Annotated in this window: 21 protein-coding genes and 1 pseudogene; 14 read left to right on the top strand and 8 right to left on the bottom strand. The window is 61.8% G+C overall.

What is annotated here, in order from left to right; all coding sequences use genetic code 11:
• Positions 1-293: pseudogene (locus B3M53_RS14070) on the bottom strand (peptidylprolyl isomerase); the annotation flags it as partial.
• A gap of 255 nt (positions 294-548) precedes the next feature.
• On the opposite strand from B3M53_RS14070, the gene secA reads away from it, so the two are divergent.
• The 3 genes from secA (at position 549) to B3M53_RS14085 (ending at position 4,993) form a co-directional block, all read left to right on the top strand.
• Positions 549-3,329: a preprotein translocase subunit SecA gene (gene secA, locus B3M53_RS14075; protein ID WP_286800789.1), complete on the top strand. Its 2,781-nt coding sequence runs from the start codon at positions 549-551 to the stop codon at positions 3,327-3,329.
• A gap of 24 nt (positions 3,330-3,353) precedes the next feature.
• Positions 3,354-3,830, top strand: coding sequence for a GNAT family N-acetyltransferase (locus B3M53_RS14080; protein ID WP_286800791.1), 477 nt, complete (start codon positions 3,354-3,356; stop codon positions 3,828-3,830).
• A 71-nt stretch (positions 3,831-3,901) separates the two neighbouring features.
• Positions 3,902-4,993, top strand: a complete 1,092-nt coding sequence (locus B3M53_RS14085; protein ID WP_286800792.1) for a DUF2235 domain-containing protein — start codon at positions 3,902-3,904, stop codon at positions 4,991-4,993.
• Between the two features lie 8 nt (positions 4,994-5,001).
• On the opposite strand, the gene B3M53_RS14090 is transcribed toward B3M53_RS14085, so the two are convergent.
• The 4 genes from B3M53_RS14090 to B3M53_RS14105 all read right to left on the bottom strand — a co-directional run bounded on the left by B3M53_RS14090 (position 5,002) and on the right by B3M53_RS14105 (position 8,788).
• Positions 5,002-5,982 carry an acetyl-CoA carboxylase carboxyltransferase subunit alpha gene (locus tag B3M53_RS14090; protein ID WP_286800794.1) on the bottom strand — a complete coding sequence of 327 codons (981 nt, stop codon included), beginning with the start codon at positions 5,980-5,982 and terminating at the stop codon, positions 5,002-5,004.
• A gap of 100 nt (positions 5,983-6,082) precedes the next feature.
• Positions 6,083-7,024: a site-specific tyrosine recombinase XerD gene (locus B3M53_RS14095; RefSeq protein ID WP_286800796.1), complete on the bottom strand. Its 942-nt coding sequence runs from the start codon at positions 7,022-7,024 to the stop codon at positions 6,083-6,085.
• Positions 7,021-8,664: a hypothetical protein gene (locus tag B3M53_RS14100; RefSeq protein ID WP_286800797.1), complete on the bottom strand. Its 1,644-nt coding sequence runs from the start codon at positions 8,662-8,664 to the stop codon at positions 7,021-7,023. Before B3M53_RS14100 ends, B3M53_RS14095 begins: the two co-directional genes overlap by 4 nt.
• Positions 8,648-8,788 carry a hypothetical protein gene (locus tag B3M53_RS14105; protein ID WP_022700305.1) on the bottom strand — a complete coding sequence of 47 codons (141 nt, stop codon included), beginning with the start codon at positions 8,786-8,788 and terminating at the stop codon, positions 8,648-8,650. The genes B3M53_RS14100 and B3M53_RS14105 overlap by 17 nt, the downstream gene beginning before the upstream one ends.
• 121 nt (positions 8,789-8,909) lie before the next feature.
• On the opposite strand from B3M53_RS14105, the gene B3M53_RS14110 reads away from it, so the two are divergent.
• From B3M53_RS14110 to B3M53_RS14120, 3 genes are read left to right on the top strand one after another with little or no spacing between them, the layout of a single operon-like run.
• Entirely contained in the window at positions 8,910-9,470 is a 561-nt protein-coding gene (locus B3M53_RS14110) for a shikimate kinase (protein WP_286800798.1), read from the top strand.
• Entirely contained in the window at positions 9,467-10,576 is a 1,110-nt protein-coding gene (aroB, locus tag B3M53_RS14115; protein WP_286800799.1) for a 3-dehydroquinate synthase, read from the top strand. The genes B3M53_RS14110 and aroB overlap by 4 nt, the downstream gene beginning before the upstream one ends.
• On the top strand, positions 10,573-11,859 hold the full coding sequence (locus tag B3M53_RS14120) for an HlyC/CorC family transporter (protein WP_286800800.1): 1,287 nt from the start codon (positions 10,573-10,575) through the stop codon (positions 11,857-11,859). Before aroB ends, B3M53_RS14120 begins: the two co-directional genes overlap by 4 nt.
• On the opposite strand, the gene B3M53_RS14125 is transcribed toward B3M53_RS14120, so the two are convergent.
• Positions 11,860-12,135, bottom strand: a complete 276-nt coding sequence (locus B3M53_RS14125; protein ID WP_022700309.1) for a BolA family protein — start codon at positions 12,133-12,135, stop codon at positions 11,860-11,862.
• Positions 12,136-12,271: 136 nt separating this feature from the next.
• On the opposite strand from B3M53_RS14125, the gene B3M53_RS14130 reads away from it, so the two are divergent.
• Positions 12,272-12,820 carry a J domain-containing protein gene (locus B3M53_RS14130; protein WP_233345984.1) on the top strand — a complete coding sequence of 183 codons (549 nt, stop codon included), beginning with the start codon at positions 12,272-12,274 and terminating at the stop codon, positions 12,818-12,820.
• Here B3M53_RS14130 and B3M53_RS14135 read toward each other — a convergent pair.
• Positions 12,817-13,683 (bottom strand): hypothetical protein, encoded by an 867-nt coding sequence (locus tag B3M53_RS14135; protein WP_286800801.1) that lies wholly within the window; start codon positions 13,681-13,683, stop codon positions 12,817-12,819. The two genes, B3M53_RS14130 and B3M53_RS14135, sit on opposite strands and share 4 nt — an antisense overlap.
• A 171-nt stretch (positions 13,684-13,854) precedes the next feature.
• On the opposite strand from B3M53_RS14135, the gene B3M53_RS14140 reads away from it, so the two are divergent.
• The 4 genes from B3M53_RS14140 to B3M53_RS14155 all read left to right on the top strand — a co-directional run bounded on the left by B3M53_RS14140 (position 13,855) and on the right by B3M53_RS14155 (position 18,947).
• On the top strand, positions 13,855-14,862 hold the full coding sequence (locus tag B3M53_RS14140; protein ID WP_286800803.1) for a hypothetical protein: 1,008 nt from the start codon (positions 13,855-13,857) through the stop codon (positions 14,860-14,862).
• Positions 14,863-14,978: 116 nt separating this feature from the next.
• Positions 14,979-15,968 (top strand): cobaltochelatase subunit CobS, encoded by a 990-nt coding sequence (gene cobS, locus B3M53_RS14145; RefSeq protein WP_286800804.1) that lies wholly within the window; start codon positions 14,979-14,981, stop codon positions 15,966-15,968.
• A gap of 9 nt (positions 15,969-15,977) precedes the next feature.
• Entirely contained in the window at positions 15,978-17,912 is a 1,935-nt protein-coding gene (cobT, locus tag B3M53_RS14150; RefSeq protein WP_286800805.1) for a cobaltochelatase subunit CobT, read from the top strand.
• Positions 17,913-17,939: 27 nt separating this feature from the next.
• Positions 17,940-18,947, top strand: coding sequence for an esterase-like activity of phytase family protein (locus B3M53_RS14155; protein WP_286800807.1), 1,008 nt, complete (start codon positions 17,940-17,942; stop codon positions 18,945-18,947).
• A 75-nt stretch (positions 18,948-19,022) separates the two neighbouring features.
• Here B3M53_RS14155 and rpmB read toward each other — a convergent pair whose 3' ends face one another.
• Complete coding sequence (rpmB, locus tag B3M53_RS14160; protein WP_022700315.1) at positions 19,023-19,310, bottom strand: 50S ribosomal protein L28; 288 nt, start codon at positions 19,308-19,310, stop codon at positions 19,023-19,025.
• Between the two features lie 204 nt (positions 19,311-19,514).
• Here rpmB and B3M53_RS14165 point away from each other — a divergent pair, with 204 nt between their 5' ends.
• The 3 genes from B3M53_RS14165 to B3M53_RS14175 are packed head-to-tail and all read left to right on the top strand — an operon-like array spanning position 19,515 to position 23,486.
• A complete protein-coding gene (locus B3M53_RS14165) occupies positions 19,515-20,324 on the top strand; it encodes a DUF3108 domain-containing protein (RefSeq protein WP_022700316.1) in 810 nt (269 codons plus the stop codon).
• Between the two features lie 46 nt (positions 20,325-20,370).
• On the top strand, positions 20,371-23,205 hold the full coding sequence (locus B3M53_RS14170; RefSeq protein WP_286800810.1) for a helicase-related protein: 2,835 nt from the start codon (positions 20,371-20,373) through the stop codon (positions 23,203-23,205).
• A complete protein-coding gene (locus B3M53_RS14175) occupies positions 23,202-23,486 on the top strand; it encodes a S4 domain-containing protein (RefSeq protein WP_286800812.1) in 285 nt (94 codons plus the stop codon). The genes B3M53_RS14170 and B3M53_RS14175 overlap by 4 nt, the downstream gene beginning before the upstream one ends.
• Positions 23,487-23,489 lie beyond the last annotated feature (3 nt).

Here is a 23,489-nt window from a genome sequence, read left to right on the forward strand (position 1 = left end):
GCAATGGCGTTCTCCACCAGGATATTGCCCAGGATGCGCTCCTCAGCAGCAGCGAGCCGGAGACGGGCTTCCTCCTCGTCCTGAATGTCGCGCGCCACCGCTTCCAGCGCCAGAAGACGCTGATCGATGAGGTCAGAGAGCGTATCGCGAAACGCCTGGTCAGAGGGGCGCAGCGCTTGCGGCGCCTCGCTCAACCCCAGAGCGGCCGCTTCTCGCCGCACATCGTCAACGGTGATGACAGTGCCGCCCACGCGCGCGGCGATCTGGGATCGCTGCGCGTCGCGCTCCGCCATGAAGCGCAGTCCGCCCTGTGACGACAGGGCGCTGGAGGGCGATGATTCTTCAGCCTCTGGCGGGTTACAGCCCGAAAGAAACGCGATTGTGATGAGCGCGGCTGCTACATGCAGTCGGCGGGCTTGATTGACAGTCAATCAGGGCCTCCTTAAGTGACCTTTGACCTTACACGACGTGACAGTTGCGCCCAGGCGGCCGCTTCGGGCGCTCACGTCGTCTTTAATTCATTGTTCGCCCGTCAAGGCAGATACGTCATGCTCAACATCGCCCGCAAGCTTTTCGGCTCCTCCAATGACCGCGAGGTCAAGCGCATGCGTCCCATGGTGGACCAGATCAATGCGCTGGAGCCAGACTTTCAGGGGCTCGATGACGCAGCTTTGGCGCAGAAAACCGTCGAGTTCCGCGAGCGCCATGAAAACGGCGAAAGCCTGGACAAGCTCTTGCCTGAAGCGTTCGCCGCTGTGCGCGAAGCCGCCAAGCGCGCCCTGGGGCAACGCCATTACGATGTGCAGCTGATGGGCGGCATCGTGCTGCACCGGGGCAATATCGCCGAGATGCGCACGGGTGAAGGCAAGACGCTGGTCTCCACCCTCGCCGCCTATCTCAACGCCCTGCCGGGCAAGGGCGTGCACGTGGTGACGGTGAACGATTACCTCGCCCAGCGTGACTCTGAATGGATGGGCCGGGTCTTCGCCAAGCTGGGCATGACCACCGGCGTGATCATTCACGGCATGAGCGACCCGGAGCGCCGCGCCGCCTATGGCTGCGACATCACCTACGGCACCAACAACGAACTGGGCTTTGACTATCTGCGCGACAACATGAAGTACGCGCTCAATGACATGGTCCAGTTTGGCGGCCGACCGCTTGAAAAGGCTGAGCACCATTTCGCCATCGTCGACGAAGTGGACTCCATCCTGATCGACGAAGCGCGCACGCCGTTGATCATTTCGGGACAGACCGAAGACCGCACCGACTTTTACAAGACCATCGACCAGATCATCCCGATGCTGGACGATGAAGACTTCACCATCGACGAAAAGGCCCGCTCGTGCACCTTCACCGAAGAAGGCAACGAGCATATCGAACAGCTGCTGAAAGAACGCGAGCTGCTCGATGGCGACGCCGACCTCTACGACATCGAGAACATCTCTGTCGTCCACCACGTCAACCAGGGCCTGAAGGCGCACAAGCTGTTCGTGCGCGACAAGGATTACATCGTTCGCGAGGGCAAAGTCGTCCTGATCGATGAATTTACGGGCCGCATGATGCCGGGCCGCCGTCTGTCGGATGGTCTGCACCAGGCCATCGAAGCCAAGGAAACCGTCGAAATTCAGCCTGAGAACCAGACGCTGGCCTCGATCACGTTCCAGAACTATTTCCGCCTGTACAAGAAGCTCGGCGGCATGACCGGCACCGCCGCCACCGAGGCGGACGAATTTCATGACATCTACAAGCTGGGCGTGAACGAAATTCCGACCAATCGCCCGGTGCAGCGGATTGATGAGGAAGACGAGCTTTACCGGACCGAGGACGAAAAGTTCCAGGCCATTCTCAAAGCCATCGAAGAAGCCCACGCCAAAAACCAGCCGGTTCTGGTGGGCACGGTGTCGATCGAGAAATCCGAGCGCCTGTCTGACTTCCTCAAGAAGAAGAAGATCGTTCACCAGGTTCTGAACGCGCGCTATCACGAGCAGGAAGCCGGCATCATCGCCCAGGCCGGCGCGCCAGGGGCTGTGACCATAGCGACCAACATGGCCGGCCGCGGCACTGATATCCAGCTTGGCGGCAATGTGGACTACAATCTGCAAGAATGGGTGGATGCGGAAAAAGCCGCCGGTCGCGAACCCGATGACGCCGCGCTTAAAGCCAAGCGCGAGCAGTTCGAAGCGGAAGTCGCCGACAAGAAACAACAGGCGCTCGACGCGGGCGGCTTGTTCGTCATCGGTACAGAGCGCCATGAAAGCCGCCGCATCGACAACCAGCTGCGCGGACGTTCTGGCCGTCAGGGCGATCCGGGGCGCTCCGCCTTCTTCCTGTCGGTGGAAGACGATCTGCTGCGGATCTTCGCGCCGGAACGCCTGGACGGCATCATGCGCACGCTCGGCCTGAAAGAAGGCGAAGCCATTCAGCACCCCTGGATGTCGAAAGCGGTGGAGACCAGCCAGAAAAAAGTCGAGCAGCGCAACTACGACATCCGCAAGAACATACTCAAATACGATGATGTCATGAATGATCAGCGCAAGGCGATCTTTGAACAGCGCATCGAGTTCATGACCGCGAAAGACGTCTCTGACGTCATAACCGACATGCGCGAGACCACGGTCGAGGACCTGGTCACCCAGCATATCCCGCCGCGCGCCTATGCTGACCAGTGGAATATCGACGGGCTCAACGAAGAAGTGGTCAAGCACTTCAATCTCGAGCTGCCGATCAAGGAATGGGCCGCCGAGGAAGGCATCGCGGACGAAGAGATGCGCGAGCGCCTGATGAAGGTCGTCGACGAGACCTATGCCGAAAAGGCCGCCAATATCGGACCGGAGCTGATGCGCCGGATCGAAAAGCAGATCCTCTTGCAGACCATCGACCAGAACTGGCGCGACCATTTGCAGAACCTGGACGCTCTGCGTTCGGCAGTGGGCCTGCGCGGCTATGCGCAGCGTGATCCGCTCAATGAATTCAAGACCGAGGCGTTTGAACTGTTCGAACATCTGCTGGACCAGCTGCGCTATGAGACCACGCGCGTCCTGTTCCATCTGCGCATGGCGCAAAGCTCGCCGGCGCCCGAAGCGCCGCAACCGCCCAAGAACATCCAGGCTCAGCACATCGACCCGCAGACCGGCCGGAACGAGATGGAAGACAGCGACGCCCGCCCCGCACAATCCACCCCGTCCCCGACCGCCACGCGCGTCGCCGCCCAAAGCGTTGACCCCAAGGATCCGGGCACCTGGGGGCGCGTGCCGCGCAACGCCGCCTGCCCGTGCGGCTCAGGCAAGAAGTTCAAGCATTGCCACGGCGCCATCGGCCAAGCCTGAGCCTGAACTCCTTAGAGGCGCTTGATGTCTGACATACGCCTTTCACGCCTGGAGCCGGATCAGTTTGACGCCGTCAACGCCATGATCCTGCGCTCCAAGGCGTATTGGGGTTATGGCGAGGACATGATGGCCAAGATGGAAACAGTGCTGCGGCTCGACCCTGACGCCGCGCGAGAAGGTCGCGCCATCGCCGCCTGGACCGATGACGTCCCGCTCGGACTGGCGCAAATCAGCGCCCCCCGTGACGAGACTGTCGGACGGTGCGTCATGCTCGATTTGCTGTTCATTTCCCCAGACGCCATCGGGTCGGGTCTCGGCAAGCGGCTTTACGACTGGGCGCTGGAGCAGGCGCGTATGGCGGACGCGGATATCCTGCAAATCCTCTCTGACCCGAACGCACGCGGGTTTTATACCGCGATGGGCGCCAGTTTCATCGAGGACCGCCCCTCCAGGCTTATCCCGGGCAGAAGCCTGCCCTGGCTGGAGCACCGGCTCGCCTGAAGAGATAAATCCCTGATTGCATAATCCACCCCTATGAGTCAGTGTTCTATACATGACGGACGGAGGTGGTGATGAAACGACTGATCGTATGCTCTGACGGCACATGGCAAACCATCAGCCAGCAGGTGCCCACCAATGTGGCCAAGCTGGCGTTTTCATTAAGCGCTGCCGACACCACCACTCCCGCACGCCCGATCGAGCAGATCGTGTTTTACGATTCTGGCGTCGGCACGCCGTTCACCCAGAGCGATTCAAACTGGTTCAAACGCATCCTCAGTTCGCTGCGCAAGAAACGTCAGGGCGCGTTCGGCGGGGGTCTGGAAGAGAAGATTTATGACGCCTATCGCTTCTTGTCCTTAAACTATTGCGAGGGCGATGAAATCTGGCTGTTCGGATTTTCACGCGGCGCCTACACGGTGCGCTCGCTGGCGGGGCTCATCTATAATTCGGGGCTTCTGCATCGGCGCAATCTGGGCAAGCTGTCTGAAGCCTATGAGCTTTACCGCTCCAAGACCCTCAAGCCCTCATCCTGGAAGTGCCGAGAGTTTCGCGAACGCAACGGGTTTGAGCCCGACATTCATTTTCTGGGATGCTGGGACACGGTGGGCGCCTTGGGCATCCCCGACCTCTCTGACGATCATGAGATCAATGAACGCCTGAACGCGGAATACCGGTTTCACGACGCGCAACTGAACCGCAAAGTGCTTCACGCCCGTCATGCCTGCGCGCTGGATGAAACTCGAAAAGCCTTTCCTCTCACCCCGATGGAAGCCTCCAAAGACGCCCTGAACGAGATCGATCCCTTGCGGCAGGTCTGGTTTATCGGGCCGCATGGCGGTGTGGGGGGCGGTGAAGCGGCCAACACGCCCTTATCGGACATCGCCCTGAAATGGATGGCCGACCAGGCGCGCGAGCAAGGATTGTCAATTGAATACGCCGTCCTTGATTCCCGGCTTGACCCCGACCCGTTGTGCCCGTTCAAAGCGCCGGGCGGTCTCTTGAGCGCATTGGGTGACAAGGTGCGTGAAGCGCCGCCCCCCTCACAGGAGGCGCTGGCGTGTTTCCATCCCAGCGTCTGGGTCCGCTTTGATGATGAAGACGCGCACTATCGTCCCGCATCCATGAAGGACTGGGTTGATGTGGATCGCGACGCTCTGACCTGACGCTGGCGTCAGGTCTCCAGAAGCGAACGACCAATAGTCAGAAAGCGATCCCGGCGGCGCTGGCGCAACTCAGCGGGGCTCAACCCGTCAAGGCTCGCCAGTGCGGTCTCAACCGCATCCCCCACCCGCCGGATGGTGTCTGCGCGATCGCGGTGCGCGCCGCCCAGAGGCTCGTCGATGATTGAATCAATGATCTTGAGCTCGATCAGATCCTGCGCGCTGACTTTCATGGCGAGCGCTGCGTCACGGGCGCGAGCGCCGTCGCGCCAGAGAATGGACGCGCAGCCTTCAGGCGAAATCACCGAGTAGATCGAGTGTTCCAGCATCATCACCGTGTTGGCGGACGCCAGCGCCACAGCGCCGCCTGATCCGCCTTCGCCGGTCACCACGCTGACCATCGGCGTGCCCAGCGTCAGGCAGCGCTCGGTGGAGCGGGCGATCGCTTCAGCTTGGCCGCGTTCTTCCGCGCCAATGCCGGGATAGGCGCCCGCCGTATCCACCAAAGTGACCACCGGCAGATCGAACCGTTCCGCCAAGTCCATCAAACGCATGGCCTTGCGATACCCTTCAGGCCGCGCCATGCCGAAATTGTGCTTGAGACGGGTCTGCGTGTCATGGCCCTTTTCATGGCCCATGATCACGACCGGACGGCCTTTCAGACGGCCCAGACCGCCCACGATCGCATGGTCTTCCCCAAAGCGGCGATCACCGGCCAGATCTTCGAAATCCGTCACAAGGCCGGAAATATAATCGCGCAGGTGCGGACGCTCGGGATGACGCGCCACCATGGTTTTGCGCCAGGCGTCGAGCTTGGAATACATCGATTTGAGCTGATCGGACGACTTCTGCCGCAGTTTGGCGATCTCGTCCGCCGCATCCGGCGCGTCTTCGCCGTTCCGGGACAGGACGCTTTCAAGTTCTTCAATCTTGGCGTCAAGCTCGGCGATCGGCCGTTCGAAATCGAGATAGGTGCGCGTTGTATCTGACATGGACGGTCCTGGTGGATGGGCCCCGGTGGAGGGCGCAAACTAAAGGGCGCTCAAGCGCGAAGCAATCTATGCACTGTTATGAGCAAATGCCGGGCCGGTTTCACCCCTCAGAGCCTGTCTCATCATGGCTCAGCGGGTGCGCGTCATGCACCAGCGCCTTGAGTCGCGCCTCCAGCACATGCGTATAAATCTCGGTCGTTGAGACATCGGCATGTCCCAGCAAGGTCTGAACGCTGCGCAGATCCGCGCCATTGGCCAGAAGATGCGTCGCAAAGGCATGGCGCATCACGTGCGGACTGACCCGTTGAGGATCAAGACCCGCAGCCAGAGTCAGTTCTTTGAGACGTTGGGCGAACCGTTCGCGCGTCAAATGCCCGCCCTGCGCGGTGCGCGACGGGAACAGATAACGCGCCGCTATTGCATAGGCCGGCGCTTTCGGCTGGGGCAAATGCTCCGCCCGCACCGCCTTGTAGGCGTCCACAGCTTCCAGCGCAGCGTCGGTCAGGGGAATAAGGCGGTCCTTGCCGCCTTTGCCTGTGACGATCAGGCAGCGTTCAGAACGAGCGAAGCCTGACAGCGGCAAGGTCACAAGCTCGCTGACGCGCAAGCCGCCGGCATACAGCAACTCCAGCAATGCGCGCAGTCGCAGCCCCTCCGCCCCCTCCATGCGGTCCGCCGCGTCAAACAGCGCCTCGACTTGCGCTTCGCTCAAGACTTTCGGCAAAGGCCGCGGCTTTTTGGGGCCGGACAGGGTCTTGGCCGGATCATCGCCGCGCAGGCCTTCCTTGAGCAAGAACCGGTAATAGCGCTTCAGCGCGGAGAGCCGGCGCGCGGCGGTAGCGGGCGACAGACCGTCCGCAGCCAGGTCCGCCAGCAAGGCTTCCACATCACGGGTTTGCGCCTGTTCAAGACCAACGCCGCGCCCGCCCAGACGCGCGGCGGCGTCTTCAAGATCGCGACGATAGGCGTCGAGCGTATTGCGAGCGGCGCCGCGCTCAGCCGCCATCATGTCGAGGAAGAGATCAATCGAGCGCGCGCTCACGCAGCGTCCTCAATGACCCGCGCCAAGAGGTATTGAAGCGCCTGCCGACGCAGACCGGCGTGATCGAGCGCCAGCATGGCCGCAGCGCAGGTTTCAGCGTCAGCGGGATGGCGTTCCAGCAAGGACGCAGCGTGCAATTGCGTCTCGCCCAGAGCCCCGGCCCCGGACGCCAGCAGCAGCGGCCCCAAAGCGGGGGGCGTAACGCCCGTCTGGCGGGTCAGACCAGACAGCGCCTGTTGCAATTCACCCTGATCATCCGCGCCGAGCGCCACAAGGCCAGCCGCCTGACACAAGCGCTCAGGCGTCGCCGTCTCCAGTCGCGCCGCCAATAGCGCCATGAACGCATCATCCTCAATCTGATCGAGTGCTATGGCGTGGGCGAAATCAATCGCCACCATCAGGCCCGGCGCAGGCGGCTGCCACGCCGGAGCCGGCGTTTTCTCGTCTGCGTCTGGTTCAAAACCAGCGCCATCCAATGCCGGCAAACCGCCCAATTCGGAGACGGGTTGAGGCATGGGTTCAGGTTCTGGCGGACCGTCGAGCAAGGCTTCGCGCCAACGCTCGGCGGCGACGAGGTCGTCCGTCGCCAGGGCGGCCAGGACGAAATGGACGCCATGGGCGAGCGTGTTTTCGGTAATCGGCAGACTCGCCACTTCCGGCCCGAAGGTCAGAGCGGCTTCCATGAACAGGCCTTGCTGCGCCGCGTCCGACAGGCGGATGGCGAGAGCCTCGGCGGCGATCTCGCGATCGAGATCCTGGCCGATCAAGGCGCCCAGTGCCGCGGCGCGCTCAGCGCCCTCCATGGTCACCGCCGCTTCCAGCGCTTCAGGCAGAGTTTCAGGCAGGGCGATGGTGGGGCCGGTGCGTTCCGCCGCCAGATGCAGCCAGTTGGGCGCATCCTCATGCGGATACAGGCGCACGCCTGGCGCCAGCGCTTCCAGCAAGGTCAGCTGCAGCGCGGTGCGCGGACGAAAGCCTTCAGGCGCCGGCTGATTGAGCGTCAGGGCGTCAAACACCTGATCGAAAGCGGGCGTTTGCGCTTGGGCGCGCGCCAGTTCGGCGGTCAGCTCGGCGGCGGGGATGCGACCGTCCAGCGCCAGACAGCTGGCGCGCAATCGCAGCCAATAGGCCGCGTCCCGACCTTCCAGCAACGCATCCGCAGCCCGGCAAGCCTCTTGTGTGCGGCCCATCGCCAGCGCGGTTTCCGCATAGACACGTGACAACGCGTCTGATTCGTTCACCCGCGGCGTGCGCGCCATCAATTCATAGACCAGCTGAGCGCGGCCTGCGGATAAAGCCCGGTCTGCGCGTTTCGCGGCGAGCACAAAATCATCGCGTCCGCCGCGGGGCGGCTCGCTCGAGGACCGCAAAGCGGCCAAAGCCAGTCTCGCCGCAGCCGGGTTGCTCCATCCGGCGCTGGCGCGATCGGGCAGAACCGACAACGCACCGTTCAGCGCGCCCGCATGCCCTGAATTCCAGACTGTTTCGGGCAGGACTGAATTGACGCCCACTTCGAACGGATCGACAGCGCCCAGCTCGGCCACTTCAATCTGACCATCGGCAGGCCGGGCCTGGGCGAACGCCTGGCCGCATGCAAACACGCTTGCGGCCAGCAAAGCGGCTTTAATCGACCAATGCATCAGTCACCTCGACACGCACTTCTTCAGGGGTCGGCGCATTACTGTCCGCCAGTCCCAGCAAAGCAATGAACCCGCCGATAATGACCACCAGCCCTACGCCCAAGCCGATCAGAATGGTTTTCATGAGAGTGCCTTTTCCATGTCGCTCGCCCTGTGAGGATACTAAAGCAGGCGAATGCGGCGTTTTCCAGACGTCAGCAGTGATTGCTCGCCCGCGCAGCATTGGCGTATAGCCTTACAGTGTGATGACAAATTCTGAAAACCCGCTCGCGCTGACCCGGCATCTGGCGCTGGTCGGCCTGATGGGCGTCGGCAAAACAACGATTGGACGCAGGCTCGCCCGGCGGCTGGAGGCCGAGTTTCGCGACGCTGACGAAGAAGTCGAACGCGCCGCGGGCCGCAGCGTCAGCGAGATTTTCGCCGATTTCGGCGAACCGGCCTTCCGCGATGGTGAGCGCAAGGTGATTGGCCGTCTGCTGGAGGAGCCAGATCCTCTAATCATCGGGCTGGGCGGCGGCGCCTTCATCCAGGAGGATACGCGGGCGCTGGTGAAAGACAAAGCCATCTCCATCTGGCTCAAAGCCGATATCGACGTGCTGATCGAGCGGGTGGGCCGCAAGCCCGGCGCCCGCCCTTTATTGTCACAAGGCGATCCCGCCGAGATCATGGCCCGGCTTGAACGCGAACGCTCTCCCCTCTACGCCGAGGCGGACATTGTGGTGGACACCTCGGTCGGCAGCCATGAACAATCGGCCGACCAGGTGATGGACGCCCTCAGGACTTATCAAGAAGGAGTGCGCGGATGAGCGTGCTGCGCGTGATCGAGGTGAACGCGGCCTCAGGCGCCTACGAAGTCGTGATCGGGCGCGACGCTCTGTCCGCACGTGCGGACCGGCTGGCGAACCGCGCCCCACGCGGACGCGTTGTCATCGTCGCGGATTCACACGCGCTCAAACATCACGAGACACGCCTGGCCCAGGCGTTTGACGCGGCGAACCTCAAGATCGAACTCATCGAGATTGAGGGCGGCGAAAGCGCCAAGAGCTGGCGCGGGCTGGAAGCTCTCTGTGATCGTCTGCTGGATCTGAATGTGGAGCGCAGCGAGCCGGTGATCGCCTTTGGCGGCGGCACTGTGGGCGACCTGACCGGCTTCGCTTCGGCGGTTCTCAAGCGCGGCACGCGCTTCATACAGATCCCGACGACCCTGTTGGCTCAGGTCGACAGCTCGGTCGGCGGCAAGACCGGCATCAACACGCAGCACGGCAAAAACCTGATCGGCGCGTTTCATCAGCCAGACCTGGTGATCGCAGACACTGCCTTTCTCGACACCCTGCCCCGGCGCGAAGTCCTGGCGGGCTATGCCGAGATCGTCAAAGCCGGCCTCATCCAGGATGCGCCGCTGTTTGACCGCCTTGAAGCTCAGGGCGTAGACGCCGTGACGGGAGACGGTCTGGTCCAGGCCGTCGCGGACGCCGTTGCGTTCAAGGCCCGGATTGTCGCCGAGGATGAACGTGAAAGCGGCGTGCGCGCCTTGCTCAATCTTGGCCATACGTTCGGACACGCGTTTGAGGCGGAAGCGACAAAAAGCGCGCTGGTTCATGGCGAGGCCGTCGCGTGCGGGTTGGCGCTCGCTTTCCGGTTTTCTGAACGACAGGGCCTGTGCGCGCCTGAAGATGCGCGCCGCGTCGAACGTCATCTGAAGGCTGTGGGTCTTCCGTCCCGGATTTCAGAACTGCCCGGCGGGCCTTACACTGCGGATCGTTTGCTGGCGCGGATGCAGGACGACAAGAAAAATTCAGGCGGCGCGATTACATTGATCCTTGCGCGCGGCATCGGGAATGCCTTCATCACACGCGATGTGGATCACAAGGATCTGGCGGCGTTTTTGTCGAACGAGGTTGAAGACCAATGACTTTTGAACCGTGGATGGCCTGGACCGGACTTGGCATTTTGTGCCTGCTGGCCTTTTCAGGGTTCTTTTCAGGCTCTGAAACCGCGCTGACCGCCACTTCCAAGGCGCGCATGCTGACCCTTGAAAAAGAAAAGGATCACCGCGCGCGGCGGGTCAATCTGCTGATTGATGATCGCGAAAGCCTGATCGGCGCGATCCTGCTGGGCAATAACCTCGTCAATATTCTGGCCGCGTCGCTGGCGTCGGCGGTGTTTCTGGCCATGTTCGGCGAAGCGGGCGTCCCCATCGCCACTTTGGTGATGACGCTTTTGGTGCTGATCTTCGCTGAAGTGCTGCCCAAGACCTATGCCCTGTCGAACCCGGACCGTATGGCGCTGACCGTGTCCCTGCCGATCCGCATTTTCGTGATGCTGTTCGCGCCTGTGGTGGCCGCCGTACAATGGCTGGTGCGCGCGACTTTGCGCATTCTGGGTCTGTCGGTGGAAGGACCGGTCCTGTCCGCCCATGACGAGATCCGCGGTCAGATTGACCTGCACCACCAGGAAGGCGGCGTGGTGAAAACCGACCGCGACATGCTGGGCGGCGTGCTCGATCTGCGCGAGCTGACGGTGGACGACGTCATGGTCCACCGCAAAAGCCTGGTGATGTTCGACATCGACCAACCGGTCGAACAATTGGTGGCCGATGCGCTGAGCTGCCCGCACACCCGCCTGCCGCTCTATCGCGACGACGCGGAGAACATTGTCGGGATCCTGCATGTCCGCGACCTGGCGCGTGAACTGCACAATGCAGGCGGGGATTCCAGCAAGCTCGATATTGAATCCATCAAGCGCGAACCGTGGTTCATCCCTGAAACCACCGAACTGCTTGAACAGCTGACGGCGTTCCGCCAGAAGCGCGAGCACTTCGCCCTGGTGGTGGACGAGTACGGCGCCTTGATGGGCGTTGTGACGCTGGAAGACATCATCGAGGAAATCGTCGGCGAGATCGAGGACGAGCACGATGTCACCGTTGAGGGGGTCACCCCCCTGCCCGACGGCTTTATCCTGGTGGATGGCGGCGCCCCCATTCGCGACGTGAACCGCGCGCTGGACTGGGAATTGCCCGACGACGAAGCGGTCACCATTGCGGGCCTTGTGATCCACGAAGCTCAGACCATCCCCGAAGCGGGGCAGATCTTCCGCTTTCACGGGGTGCAATTTGAAATCCTGGAACGCCGCCGCAACCAGATCACCCGCATGCGGCTCAAGAAAGAGCCCGAGGCCGCAGACACGGACGATTGATCAACCCGCTTCGGCGGGCGCTTTCGCCTTGATGGCGAGGGCGTGAACCTGCGCTTTCAGCAGCTCGCCCAGCGCCTGATTGACCAGACGGTGACGCTGGACGCGGCTCTGGTCCGTGAAAGCGTCAGACACGATCTCGACGGTGAAATGGCTTTCCCCCGCGCGCGCCTGCTCGGAATGACCGGCATGAAGTGCGCTGTCATCAGTGACTTTCAATAGGGTCGGCGCCAGCGCCTGGGTCAGTTGGTCTTCGATTTGCTGCTTTACGCTGGACATTGTCATCCTCTGTTTATTGTCCGTCAGGCCGGTGCGCCCCATACTTGGGGTTATGGACGGCTCGTACAAATACCGACCCAAATTTAAAGACATCCGCATCAAGCCGCCCAAAACCGAGGCGCGGCAAGAGGATAAGGTGTGCGAGCATCCCCAGTGCCGGTCGAAAGCGACCGCGCGCGCGCCCAAGAGCCCGGCCAACCGGACCGAGTTCTACTGGTTCTGCCAACAACACGCCGCCCAGTACAACAAGGAATGGAATTTCTTTGAGGGCATGAGCGAGGATGCGGCCAAGGCCCATGCCGCGGCCGACATGTATGGCCATCGCCCCACCTGGGGGTTCGCGTCCGGCTCCAGCGCCCGCCGCGCCGCGCAGAACGCCAGCAAGGATTTCAAGGACGGTTTCGTCGATCCGTTCAATCTGTTCGGCGACGGCCCGCCCCCCGGACAGGAACGCGCCCAGCGCGAAGCCGAAGACCCGAACGCCGGGATGGGGCGGCTTCAAAAGCGCGCCCTCGATACGCTCAATCTCGACCCCAAGGCGAACAAGACCGCCATCCGCCGACGCTATGCCGAGCTGGTGCGCCAATATCATCCGGACTCCAATGGCGGCGACCGCTCGATGGAAGAACTGCTTCAGAAAGTGGTCGAGGCCTACCAGATCCTCAAAAGCTGCGGCATGGGCTAGGACTTTGTTACAGCCACCAGCTGACAACCTAACTCCCATGCCTCCATCCCAAGGGCAGCAAATTCTGCATCATCCTCAGTTTTAGACCGAGAGTATAAATCTTCACGCAGCCTCTTCTGCGCATCCCTATATTCTCGGAAAACTATCCTGTAAATCAATTCATCATTTCCAGTTTGATATAAATCATCATATATCTTTATCTGCCTGTATTCATCAAAACCCTTAAGTGTTGCATTTATTATTTTTGCTAAACTAGCATTCTTACTTTCATATAATTTGTACCTCCAAGCACTAGTCATTGCATCAACAGTTAAACCTTGCGCCTCCGTCGGATCGGAGCACACTGCAATATTATTTTGATCATAAACTACTTTATGGATTCCGTCGCCTTGGCCAGAAATTTGAAGTAAATTTTCTATCTCAGACGGACACATTATCAAAGACTCATGCAATATTCTTTTATTTTTATAAGCGAATGAATAATCATTCCAATTTGAAAACTTTGGCGCAATATAATATACTTCAGCACCTGATTTCTCAGCTTTCAGAAGGCGATCATACTGTCCATTCGGCTCAGCCGTGTCGACTTCAAACCTCCAAAATGGGCTGTTAAGTGTAGGCTTTTGCATCGATGGACTAGACCGCCGAAACCTCTTCAGCTCGTGCCCCAGTTTAAACTGAATTAAAAGCGGAAAACCCGGCTTATCAAAATGCACATCACACCCTATTTCTGCCTCATGTATCAAACTTGGCAAAAAGGGAGTTACCGAAAATCCGAGAGAAACAAGAAGCTCTTCACACTCTCTAGTCACCCCATAACCATATGAAAACTCTGAGAGCTTATGCGATATATTTAATAGCAATTCCCACCCCCTCAAACAAACTGGCACAACTTAACAATAACCGCCAAATTTCCGGCTTTGACAGCACACATTAACCTTTCGAGACAACATATTTCAAAAGCTTAATCTGTCGGACAGAACCCAGATAGGTGACCGTGGTCATTTTGCGTTCTCCACACTGGGGAGGACCACATGTTTCTGACATCACTTGCGCTCACGCTGACGTTGGCGAATTGCCCGGCAAACGCCCATTGCCTTGAAGACGAGAACCTGCTCGCCGTTTCCACCAGCGCAGAGCGCGCCGAGCTGATACTGTCCGCCATGCAGACGGCGGAAGCGCGCTTTGCCGACGTGTTCAAACGCATGCCGGGCCTCACCGCTGTCGTCGAGGACAGTTCGGAGTTTCCCGGCTTCACCTCCGCGCTTGATGAGGCAGGTTATATCGTCAAACCCTGGGTCTCCCCTGAAGCCATGCGCGCCCAGCTTGAAGCCCAGGTGCGACCGGCGGTCGAGGCGCAAATGGCGGGCTCGCCGCAAGCGGTGATCGACGCGACAATCGAAGCCGCCCTGACAGGCCGGGTCGAGAACAATGAAAAGGTCCGCCACGCCGAGGCGATCATTGCGCATGAGCTGGGGCATATGTGGGTGAAGGATCTCTATGAATGGCCGCAGGTCGATACAGGCGACGCCCGCGCCTATGGGGCCGCAGCGGCTCCGGACTGGTTTGATGAAACCGCCGCGGTGCTGATGGAGAGCGAGGCGCTGACGCAAAGCCGACGCTCATCCTTGTGCGAGACCGCAAGCGATGATCTTCCGGGTCAGTTCGAACGTTATTTCAGCATGGAGCATCCGCTGTTGCAGCTGACGTCGCTGGCGGCGGACCGCGCTGCGGCGGCCGCAGCCGCAGCTGGGGAGTCCTCTGACGGTCCGCGCATCATGGTGATGTCCGGCGATACCCTTGCAGCCCAGGGCGCGGACATGATCGGCACCCTGCAATTCTACGGGCTGACCCGCGCCCTTATCGACTATCTGGTCATCCAGACCGGCTCCGAAGCCGTCTTTGATGAGCTGGCGCAGGCGCTCGCATCCGGTCAGTCTTTCGACGACTGGCTGGCGACGGGCGAGCACGGGCTTCCTGAAAGTCGCCAAGCGCTCATCGAGACGTTGACCGCAGGCGTGACGTCAGACTGCGCGGCCTGATCCCTTTGGGCCAGACGCGGTGCTGAACAGCAGTGGCGACAGGGCTTGGACACTCTATGTCTGGGGCTTATGGTTTGAACCACCCTGTCGCGCTGCAACAAAGAGCCCTTCCGCGTATGACCGACGATACCCTGATCAGCCTCACCCCCGACACGACCGCCGATTGTCAGGCCTTGTTTGGCTTTGATCCCGGATTTGAGGTCCCCGCCTTTTCCGGTCGCGATTCCCACGTGCCAGATATTGACGACACCTATGTGTTCGACCCCGCCACCACGCGGGCCATTCTGGCGGGTTTCGCCTTCAACCGCCGCGTCATGGTTCAGGGCTATCACGGCACGGGTAAATCCACCCATATCGAACAGGTCGCCGCGCGTCTGAACTGGCCGATGATCCGGGTCAATCTCGACAGCCATGTGAGCCGGATCGACATGGTGGGCAAGGACGCCATTGTCCTCAAAGACGGCCAGCAAATCACCGAGTTCCAGGAAGGCATCCTGCCCTGGGCCGTCCAGCGCCCGGTCGCCTTGTTGTTTGACGAATATGACGCCGGTCGCCCCGACGTGATGTTCGTGATCCAGCGCGTTCTGGAAGCCTCAGGCTCTCTGACCTTGCTCGACCAGAACCGTGTGATCCGTCCGAACCCGAATTTCCGCCTATTCGCCACCACCAATACGGTGGGCCTGGGCGATACGACGGGGCTTTATCACGGCACCCAGCAGATCAACCAGGGTCAGATGGACCGTTGGTCTCTGGTCGCGACGCTGAACTATCTGCCCGCCGAGACCGAACGCCAGATCGTCGCCGCCAAGCTGGGCGAAGTGGGCAAATCGGAAGCCGGCGCCAAGATGATCGCCGACATGGTGACGGTCGCCGATCTCAGCCGCGAAGCCTTCATCAATGGCGATCTGTCCACCGTGATGAGCCCGCGCACCGTTCTGACCTGGGCGGAGAACACCCAGATTTTCGGTGACGCCGGCATCGCCTTCCGTCTCACCTTCCTGAACAAATGCGACGAGCTGGAACGCCCGATCGTGTCGGAATTCTATCAGCGGGTCTTTGGCGAGGATCTGCCGGAAAGCGCCCTCGCCGCCGGCACTGCAGCCTAAAGGCTTTTCATGTCTGACGCTTCGCCTGCTGACCAGTTCCGGCGCGCGCTGTCCGCTGCGACGCGCGCCATCTCTCACGACCGCGAACTGGACGTGAAGTTCGGCGGCGACTCCGCGGCGTTGTCGAACGGCAAGGTCGTGCTGCCCAATCCGCCGGAGAAACTGACCGCGGATGATGCAGCAAAATTGCGCGGCAAGGCCGATGCGCTGGCGCTGCGTCTGCAGCTTCATAATGCACGCTCGCATCAGACCGCCCTGCCGCCGGGCGCCCGGGCGCGGCAAATCTTTGACGCCGCCGAACAGGCGCGAGTGGAAGCCCTGGGCGCGCGCGCCATGCGCGGCGTGGCCGATAATCTGGACGCCGCGCTGGCCGATCGCTGCCGCCGCGAAGGCTGGAACCATGCCGAGGACCGGCAAACCGCGCCGCTGGCGGACGCCATCTCCATGCTGGTGCGTGAGCGAGTGACGGGCCGTCCGGCGCCCGAAGACGCCAAGGGCCTGATGCAGGTCTGGCGCGAGGATCTGGAAAGCAGCGCAGGCGGCGCGCTGGATGCGCTGGCGGGCGCGGTTGATGATCAAACCGCCTTTGCCCATGCTCTGCGGCAGGTGATCCGTGATCTCGACCTGACAGACGAGCTGGGCGAGCACGACCAGGACGAAGATGACACTGACGACAGCCAGGATGACGCCGGCGTCGAGCAAGAGCCCGAAGCGGGCCAGGACGATACGGACAACGATCCTGATCAGGGCGAGGATGAGGACGACGCCGCCGACGCCAAGGGCACCGCAGCGGACACCGATGACATCCATTTCGCCGAGGACAGCCAGACCCGCGTCGAGGCCGATGACGAGCCCAGCGAGTCCATGCAATCGGCGAAACCCAACTGGGTCAGCCCGCCGGGCGAAGACCCCAACGCCTACAAAGTCTTCACCGACAAGTTCGACGAGGTGATCCAGGCCTCCGACCTGTGCGACACCGCCGAGCTCAATCGTCTGCGCCGCACGCTCGACCAGCACCTTAAAGGGCTCGAAAGCGCGGTCGGCCGCCTCGCCAACCGCCTGCAACGCCGCCTGATGGCCCAGCAGCAGCGCTCCTGGTCGTTCGATCTTGAAGAAGGCATGCTCGACCCGGCGCGCCTGCCCCGCATCATCATGGACCCGATGATGCCCTTGAGCTTCAAGCAGGAAAAAGACACCGATTTCCGCGACACGGTCGTCACCTTGCTGCTGGATAATTCAGGCTCCATGCGCGGACGACCGATTCTGGTGGCGGCGGCCTGCGCCGACATTCTGGCGCGCACGCTGGAGCGGTGCGGCGTGAAGACCGAAATTCTGGGCTTCACCACCCGCGCCTGGAAGGGCGGACGCTCAAAAGAGGAATGGCTCAGCCAGGGCAAGCCGCCTCATCCCGGCCGCCTCAATGATCTGCGTCATATCATCTACAAGGCCGCCGACGCGCCCTGGCGGCGCGCGCGACCCAATCTGGGCCTGATGCTGCGCGACGGCCTGCTCAAGGAAAACATCGACGGCGAGGCTTTGCTCTGGGCCCATAAACGCCTCATGGCGCGCCCCGAACAGCGCCGCATCATGATGGTGATCTCCGATGGCGCTCCGGTGGATGACGGCACTCAATCGGCGAACTCGCCTGCCTATCTTGAAAAACATCTGCGCGAAGTCATCGCCATGATCGAGAACAAATCCGATGTGGAATTGCTCGCCATCGGCATCGGTCATGACGTGACCCGTTATTACCGCAAGGCGGTCACCATCGTGGATGTGGAACAACTGGCGGGCGCGATGACCGACCAGCTGGCGGCTCTGTTTGATGAGAAACGCGACCGCAAAGCCGACAGCAAAATTCGCGCAAAAGGCGAAAACAAGGTGCGCCCGTCCAGCGGCTCGGCTATGAAACGGGCTGTGACCGGTACGCGCGCTCGACGCTAGGGGCGCGCCTTTCTCAAGAGGCTCGCCATGATCCGTACGGCTCTCACCGCCGCCCTTTTCAGCCTGACAGCCGCGTGCGGCGGACAGGCTCAGGACGAGTCGCCCTCATCAGACGCAGGCTTGTCCGTCGGCGCTGAGCACGTGGTGCTGTTTCCAGATGACCCCGGCCGCATGCGCGTCGGCGATCTTCGCTATACCGGCGGAGTTGAGCTGAGCAGCACTGATGAGCGCTTCGGCGGCTGGTCCGCCTTGCACGTCAGCGGCGCCTCCGACTCCCTTGAGCTGATAGTGGTGTCAGACCGGGGTGGGCTGGCTTATGGACGGCTGGAACTGGATGACCGGCAGAGCCCGCTTGCTGTTCAATTGGATCGCTATGAACCGATGACGGACCTGAACGGAGCGCCGCTGGAGGGCGCCGCAGCTGATGCGGAAGGCCTGGCGATGCTCTCCGAGAATGAGATGGCCGTCAGTTTCGAACGCGACCACCGCATGTGGCGGTACCAGCGCGAATCGCCGTTGATCGCAACGCCTCTGGCCTTGCCCCCTCGCACGCAAGGCGTCGGCGACAATGCGGGCCTTGAAGGGTTGGCGATTGACGACGCCTCTTTATGGGCCAGTGTCGAATACCCGATCCGGGGCGAGGAGACTCACACGCTCTGGCGCTATGACCGCGCGGATATGGACGCGGCTCCAACTGAATTTCAGCTCGCGCTCGATCCCGATTACGGAATCACCAGCCTTGAAACCGACAGCGCCGGCGGTCTGTACCTGTTGCAGCGTTTCTACCGGCGCGATGTGGGCAACCGGATTCGCATCCTGCACCTCACGGCGGATCAAATCGCAGCGGCGGGTGAGGCGGCGCTAGAGCCCGCGCTTCTGGCGGAGCTGACTGAAGACATGACGGTGGACAATTTTGAAGGAATGACAGTCACAGAGATCAATGGCGAGACGCGCCTGTTGCTGATCTCGGACGACAATTTCAACGAGGCTCAACGCACGCTCCTGCTGAGCTTCGCCCTCGAACCACGAGACTGAGTCCCGGGCATCACGCACAGAAAAACGCCCGCCGTTTCCGGCGGGCGTTGTTTCTCGCGTCAAGCTCAGAGCAGCTTAGGCAGCTGCAGCGGCTTTCTTCAGCTCGCGCTTGATCTTCAGCGCGGCGCCAGAGAGCTGCTCATCACGAGCTTTCAGCAGGAATTGGTCCAGACCGCCAACATGGTCAACGCTGCGCAGCGCCTTGGCGGCGATACGCAGACGGAAAGACCGGCCCAGAGACTCAGACGCCAGCGTCACCTGACACAGGTTCGGCAGAAAGCGGCGCTTGGTCTTGTTGTTGGCGTGGGAAACGTTGTTGCCCGAAACCGGACCCGTCCCAGTAAGTTCGCAGCGGCGCGACATAGCTTCCACCTTGTTCCACAACAGTCGTAAAATCATATGCGACCGCTTACATGGAAAATCCAAGGTGCGGCGCGAGAGCGGGCGATGTACCGGTCTGGACCGCCTGCGTCAAGGCATAGGCGCACAGAGACTGGCGTTCATCTTGCAGCCAGATCGCGTTAGATAGGATGCAAACTCGGCTGGGGCCGAAGGAATTAGAGTGAAATGCTGACTGTGTCGAATTACGCCCGCATGACTTTGGCGACCCTGGCTGTCGCGAGCCTTCCTGTGACCGCCAGCGCCCAGAGCGTTGAACCGCCCCAGCAAATCTACGCCCAGTATTCAGGCTCGGTGCTGATCTTGAAAGTCGCTGACATCTCCCTGTCCGCCGCCTTTCAGGACGGCACCTATTCGGCGGCCGCGACCTTTGAAAGCGGCGGTTTGCTGCGCTGGTTCGACGACACCAATATCGAGGCGACCACATCGGGCTATCGCGCGCCGGACTCACTGCGTCCCTATCGCTATGAGCACATCAATCACGCCAGCAACAAGGGACGCGTCGTCGGCATCAATTTCGATGACGGTGTCGCCATGCCGGACGTTCAGCCGCCCTTCGGCTCCATGGGCGAGCCGCCCGCCAATGATGAAGAACGCGCGGGCGCGCTTGATCCGATCTCGACCCTGCTCGGTCTGATGCTGTCGATACAATCAGGCGAGGACGAGATCTGCCAGGGTCGCCTGCCCGTCTTTGACGGCAAGGCGCGCTATGATCTGCGCTTTAATAACGCTGGCCCGGATGACGTCCGCACCCGCGGTTGGAGCGGCGAGGCTATCCGCTGCCAGGCCTATATCGAGCCGATCAGCGGCTATGATGAAGGCGATCGCCCGGACGCTGAGGAAACCAATCGCCCGGTGACGATCTGGCTGGCGCCGATCGAGAGCGTCTATGTGCCGGTGCGGTTCCGCGCCCAGACCCGGATCGGGTCGATCAACATCACCGCGACGCAACTCTATGCGGGCGACGCTTCGCAATAAGCCCTTGCCCACCTATCTGTAAGGCGAAACCACGCTGGAGAGCGTCATGTCACGCGCCCGCGCTGGCGATAGCCGTATCGCCGCGATCCTAGGCCCCACCAATACCGGCAAGACCCATCTGGCGCTTGAACGCATGATGGCGCACAGCACCGGTGTGTTCGGCCTGCCGCTACGGCTGCTGGCGAGAGAGCTTTATGACAAGGTCGTCAAGGCCAAGGGTTCCGCCGCCGTCGCCCTGATCACGGGCGAGGAAAAGATCGTGCCCCCGACCGCGCGGTTCTTTCTGTGCACGGTCGAGGCGATGCCATTGAACATGCGCCCGGCCTTTCTCGCCATTGATGAAATCCAGCTCGCCGCAGACCCCGAGCGTGGGCACATCTTCACCGACCGGCTGCTTCATGCGCGCGGCACTGCGGAGACCCTGTTTCTGGGCTCCACCACCATGCGGCCTATCCTGCGCCACCTGATCCCGGAAGCCGAGATCGAGGAGCGCGAACGCTTCTCGGTGCTGACCTATGCCGGCGCCAAGAAGCTGACCAAACTTCCCCGGCGCTCCGCCATCGTCGCTTTCAGCTCCGAGGACGTCTATTCCATCGCCGAGCTCGTGCGTCGTCAGCGCGGCGGCGCGGCGGTCGTCATGGGCGCGCTCAGCCCCCGCACCCGCAACGCGCAGGTGGAGCTTTACCAGTCTGGCGAAGTGGACTTTCTGATCGCGACAGACGCGATCGGCATGGGGCTGAACATGGATGTGGACCATGTGGCCTTTGCCAGTTTCTCCAAGTTCGACGGGCGCAAGCGCCGTCAGCTCTTCCCCCATGAGATCGGGCAGATCGCCGGACGCGCAGGCCGGTTCCGCTCTGACGGCACGTTTGGACAAACCGCCGACGCCCGGCCTCTGGACACAGATATCATCGAGCGGGTTGAGAACCACACCTTTGAACCTGTCCGCAAGCTGACCTGGCGAGAGACCCTGCTTGACCTGCGCTCGCTGGACACGCTTCGCCGGTCCTTGAACCAGCCTTCTCCCGATCCCGTGCTGGAGCGCGTCCGCAATGCAGCCGATGAGCATGTGCTCGACCTTGTGTCGCGCGACAGCGATATTCGCGAGCGCGCCGCCGCTCGCGACGGGACCGCGCGCTTGTGGGATGTGTGCCGAACGCCGGACTTCCGCAAATCCAGCCCGGAAGAACATGCGCGTCTGGTTTCAACACTTTACATGCACCTGACTAGCGCCAAGGGCTATTTGCCCGACAGCTGGCTGGACGCCCAGTTGACGCGGCTGGCCAAGACCGCTGGAGACGTGGATGCGCTGGCGCAAAGACTGGCTTATGTCCGCACCTGGTCTTACGCCGCCCACCGGAAAGACTGGACAAAAGACCCTGAATATTGGACGAGCCGTACCCGAGAGGTTGAAGATCAGCTCTCGGACGCGCTTCATGAGCGCCTGACGGCCCGTTTCATCGACCGGCGCACCAGCGCGCTGATGAAAGGGCTGCGTGAGAAAACCGATTTGCAATCCGGGCTCAACCGCCTGGGCGAGGTCACTGTGGAGGGCCATTTCGTGGGACGATTGAACGGGCTGAGCTTTGAAGCCGACGCTGCGGGCGAGCCTTTGGCGCGCCGGGCCGTGGCGAACGCCGCCATGAAAGCCGTCCGTCCGGAAGTGAACCGGCTCCTGTCCCAGCTCTCCCAGGCTGACGATGCGGAACTGGCTCTGGGCGAAGACGGCCTGCTGAACTGGAAAGACGATCCTGTGGGGCGCCTGAAAGCGGGCGGTGATCCGTTCACCCCCGGCGTTGATCTGATCGGCGGCGAGCTGGGGTCCAGCGAACTGATCGCGCAGGCCGAAAAACGCCTGATGACATACGCCGCCGAACAGGCGAAGGCCCGGCTCGAACCGCTTCTCGATATGCGCAAGGCGCTCAAGGAAGAAGGTCGCCTCGACGGCCTGGCGCGCGGCGTCGCCTATCAGCTGGTGGAAAATTTTGGCGCCATGTCACGCGCCAAGCTGGCGGATGAATTGTCCGCCCTGTCCGTGCCCGAGCGCCAGTCCTTGCGGCGCGCCGGCGTGCGCATCGGCGAGCATGCGGTCTTCATGCCGGCATTGCTCAAGCCCGGCGCCGCGCGGCTCCTGTCCATGCTTAAGGCGGTGCATGAGGGCGATATCGATCGGGCGGTCAATCCGCCGCCAGGCCTGACCAGCATTCCCAATGATCGCCGTTACACCCTGGCTGATTATGCGGCGGCCGGTTTTCAGCCGTGTGGGCCGCGCGCTGTGCGTCTCGACATGCTGGAGCGTCTCGCCGATCTGATCCGGGATCAGCGCTCTGAAAACAAGGAACGGCGGTTCGAGCCCAATGCGCCCATGACGGCGCTGCTGGGGTGCTCCAATGAAGATCTGCGCGAGGTTCTGAAAGCCCTGGGCTATCGCCGCGTGCAGACCGCGACCGAAGAGCAACCCGAATTGTGGGCGGGCCGGTCACGCTCCAGCGCCCGTCCGGCGCTAGGCGGAAACAAGCCCCACGGCAAGGGCAAAGGTCCGCGCAAGGATGCGCGCGCCGCCAAGCCCGCCCCGGTTCAGGACAAGCCGATCGACCCGGATTCGCCCTTCGCCGCGCTCGCAGCGCTGGATCTGGAGCAACCCAAACCCGCCGCCCAGAAACGCCGCAAGCCGCGCAAGAAGTCCAAGGCCAAGCCCGCCGAAGCGCATGCAGACGAAACTGCGCCGGAGGCGGCATCCGAGCAGTCGCCCTCGCCGACCGATGCGCTGGACGCTCAACAGGCTGCGCCTGCAACGCCGGCAGAGACGACCTCAGATGAGACCCAGGCAGACACCGAAGCCGCATCTGACACGGCGGAGACGACACAAGAGCGCTCATGAGTGAGCACGGCCCAGCCCAGCGCTGCGATGTCTGGCTGTTCCGGACACGATTGTTCAAGTCGCGCGCGCTGGCGGGACAGATGGTCGAGAAAGGCGCCGTCCGCATTGACCGCGGGGGCAAGGTGATGCGCCTGACCAAAGCCTCAAGCCCGGTCCGCGCGGGCGATCAGCTGGTGATCCGGCGCGGCGATGCGCCCTTCCGGCTTGTCATAGTGGACCTGCCAGAGCGGCGCGGTCCTGCCATTGAAGCCCAGGCGTGCTACAGCCTTGCCACTGACTAAAGC

The sequence above is a fragment of the Oceanicaulis sp. UBA2681 genome, assembly GCF_002354675.1.
GTDB lineage: Bacteria > Pseudomonadota > Alphaproteobacteria > Caulobacterales > Maricaulaceae > Oceanicaulis > Oceanicaulis alexandrii.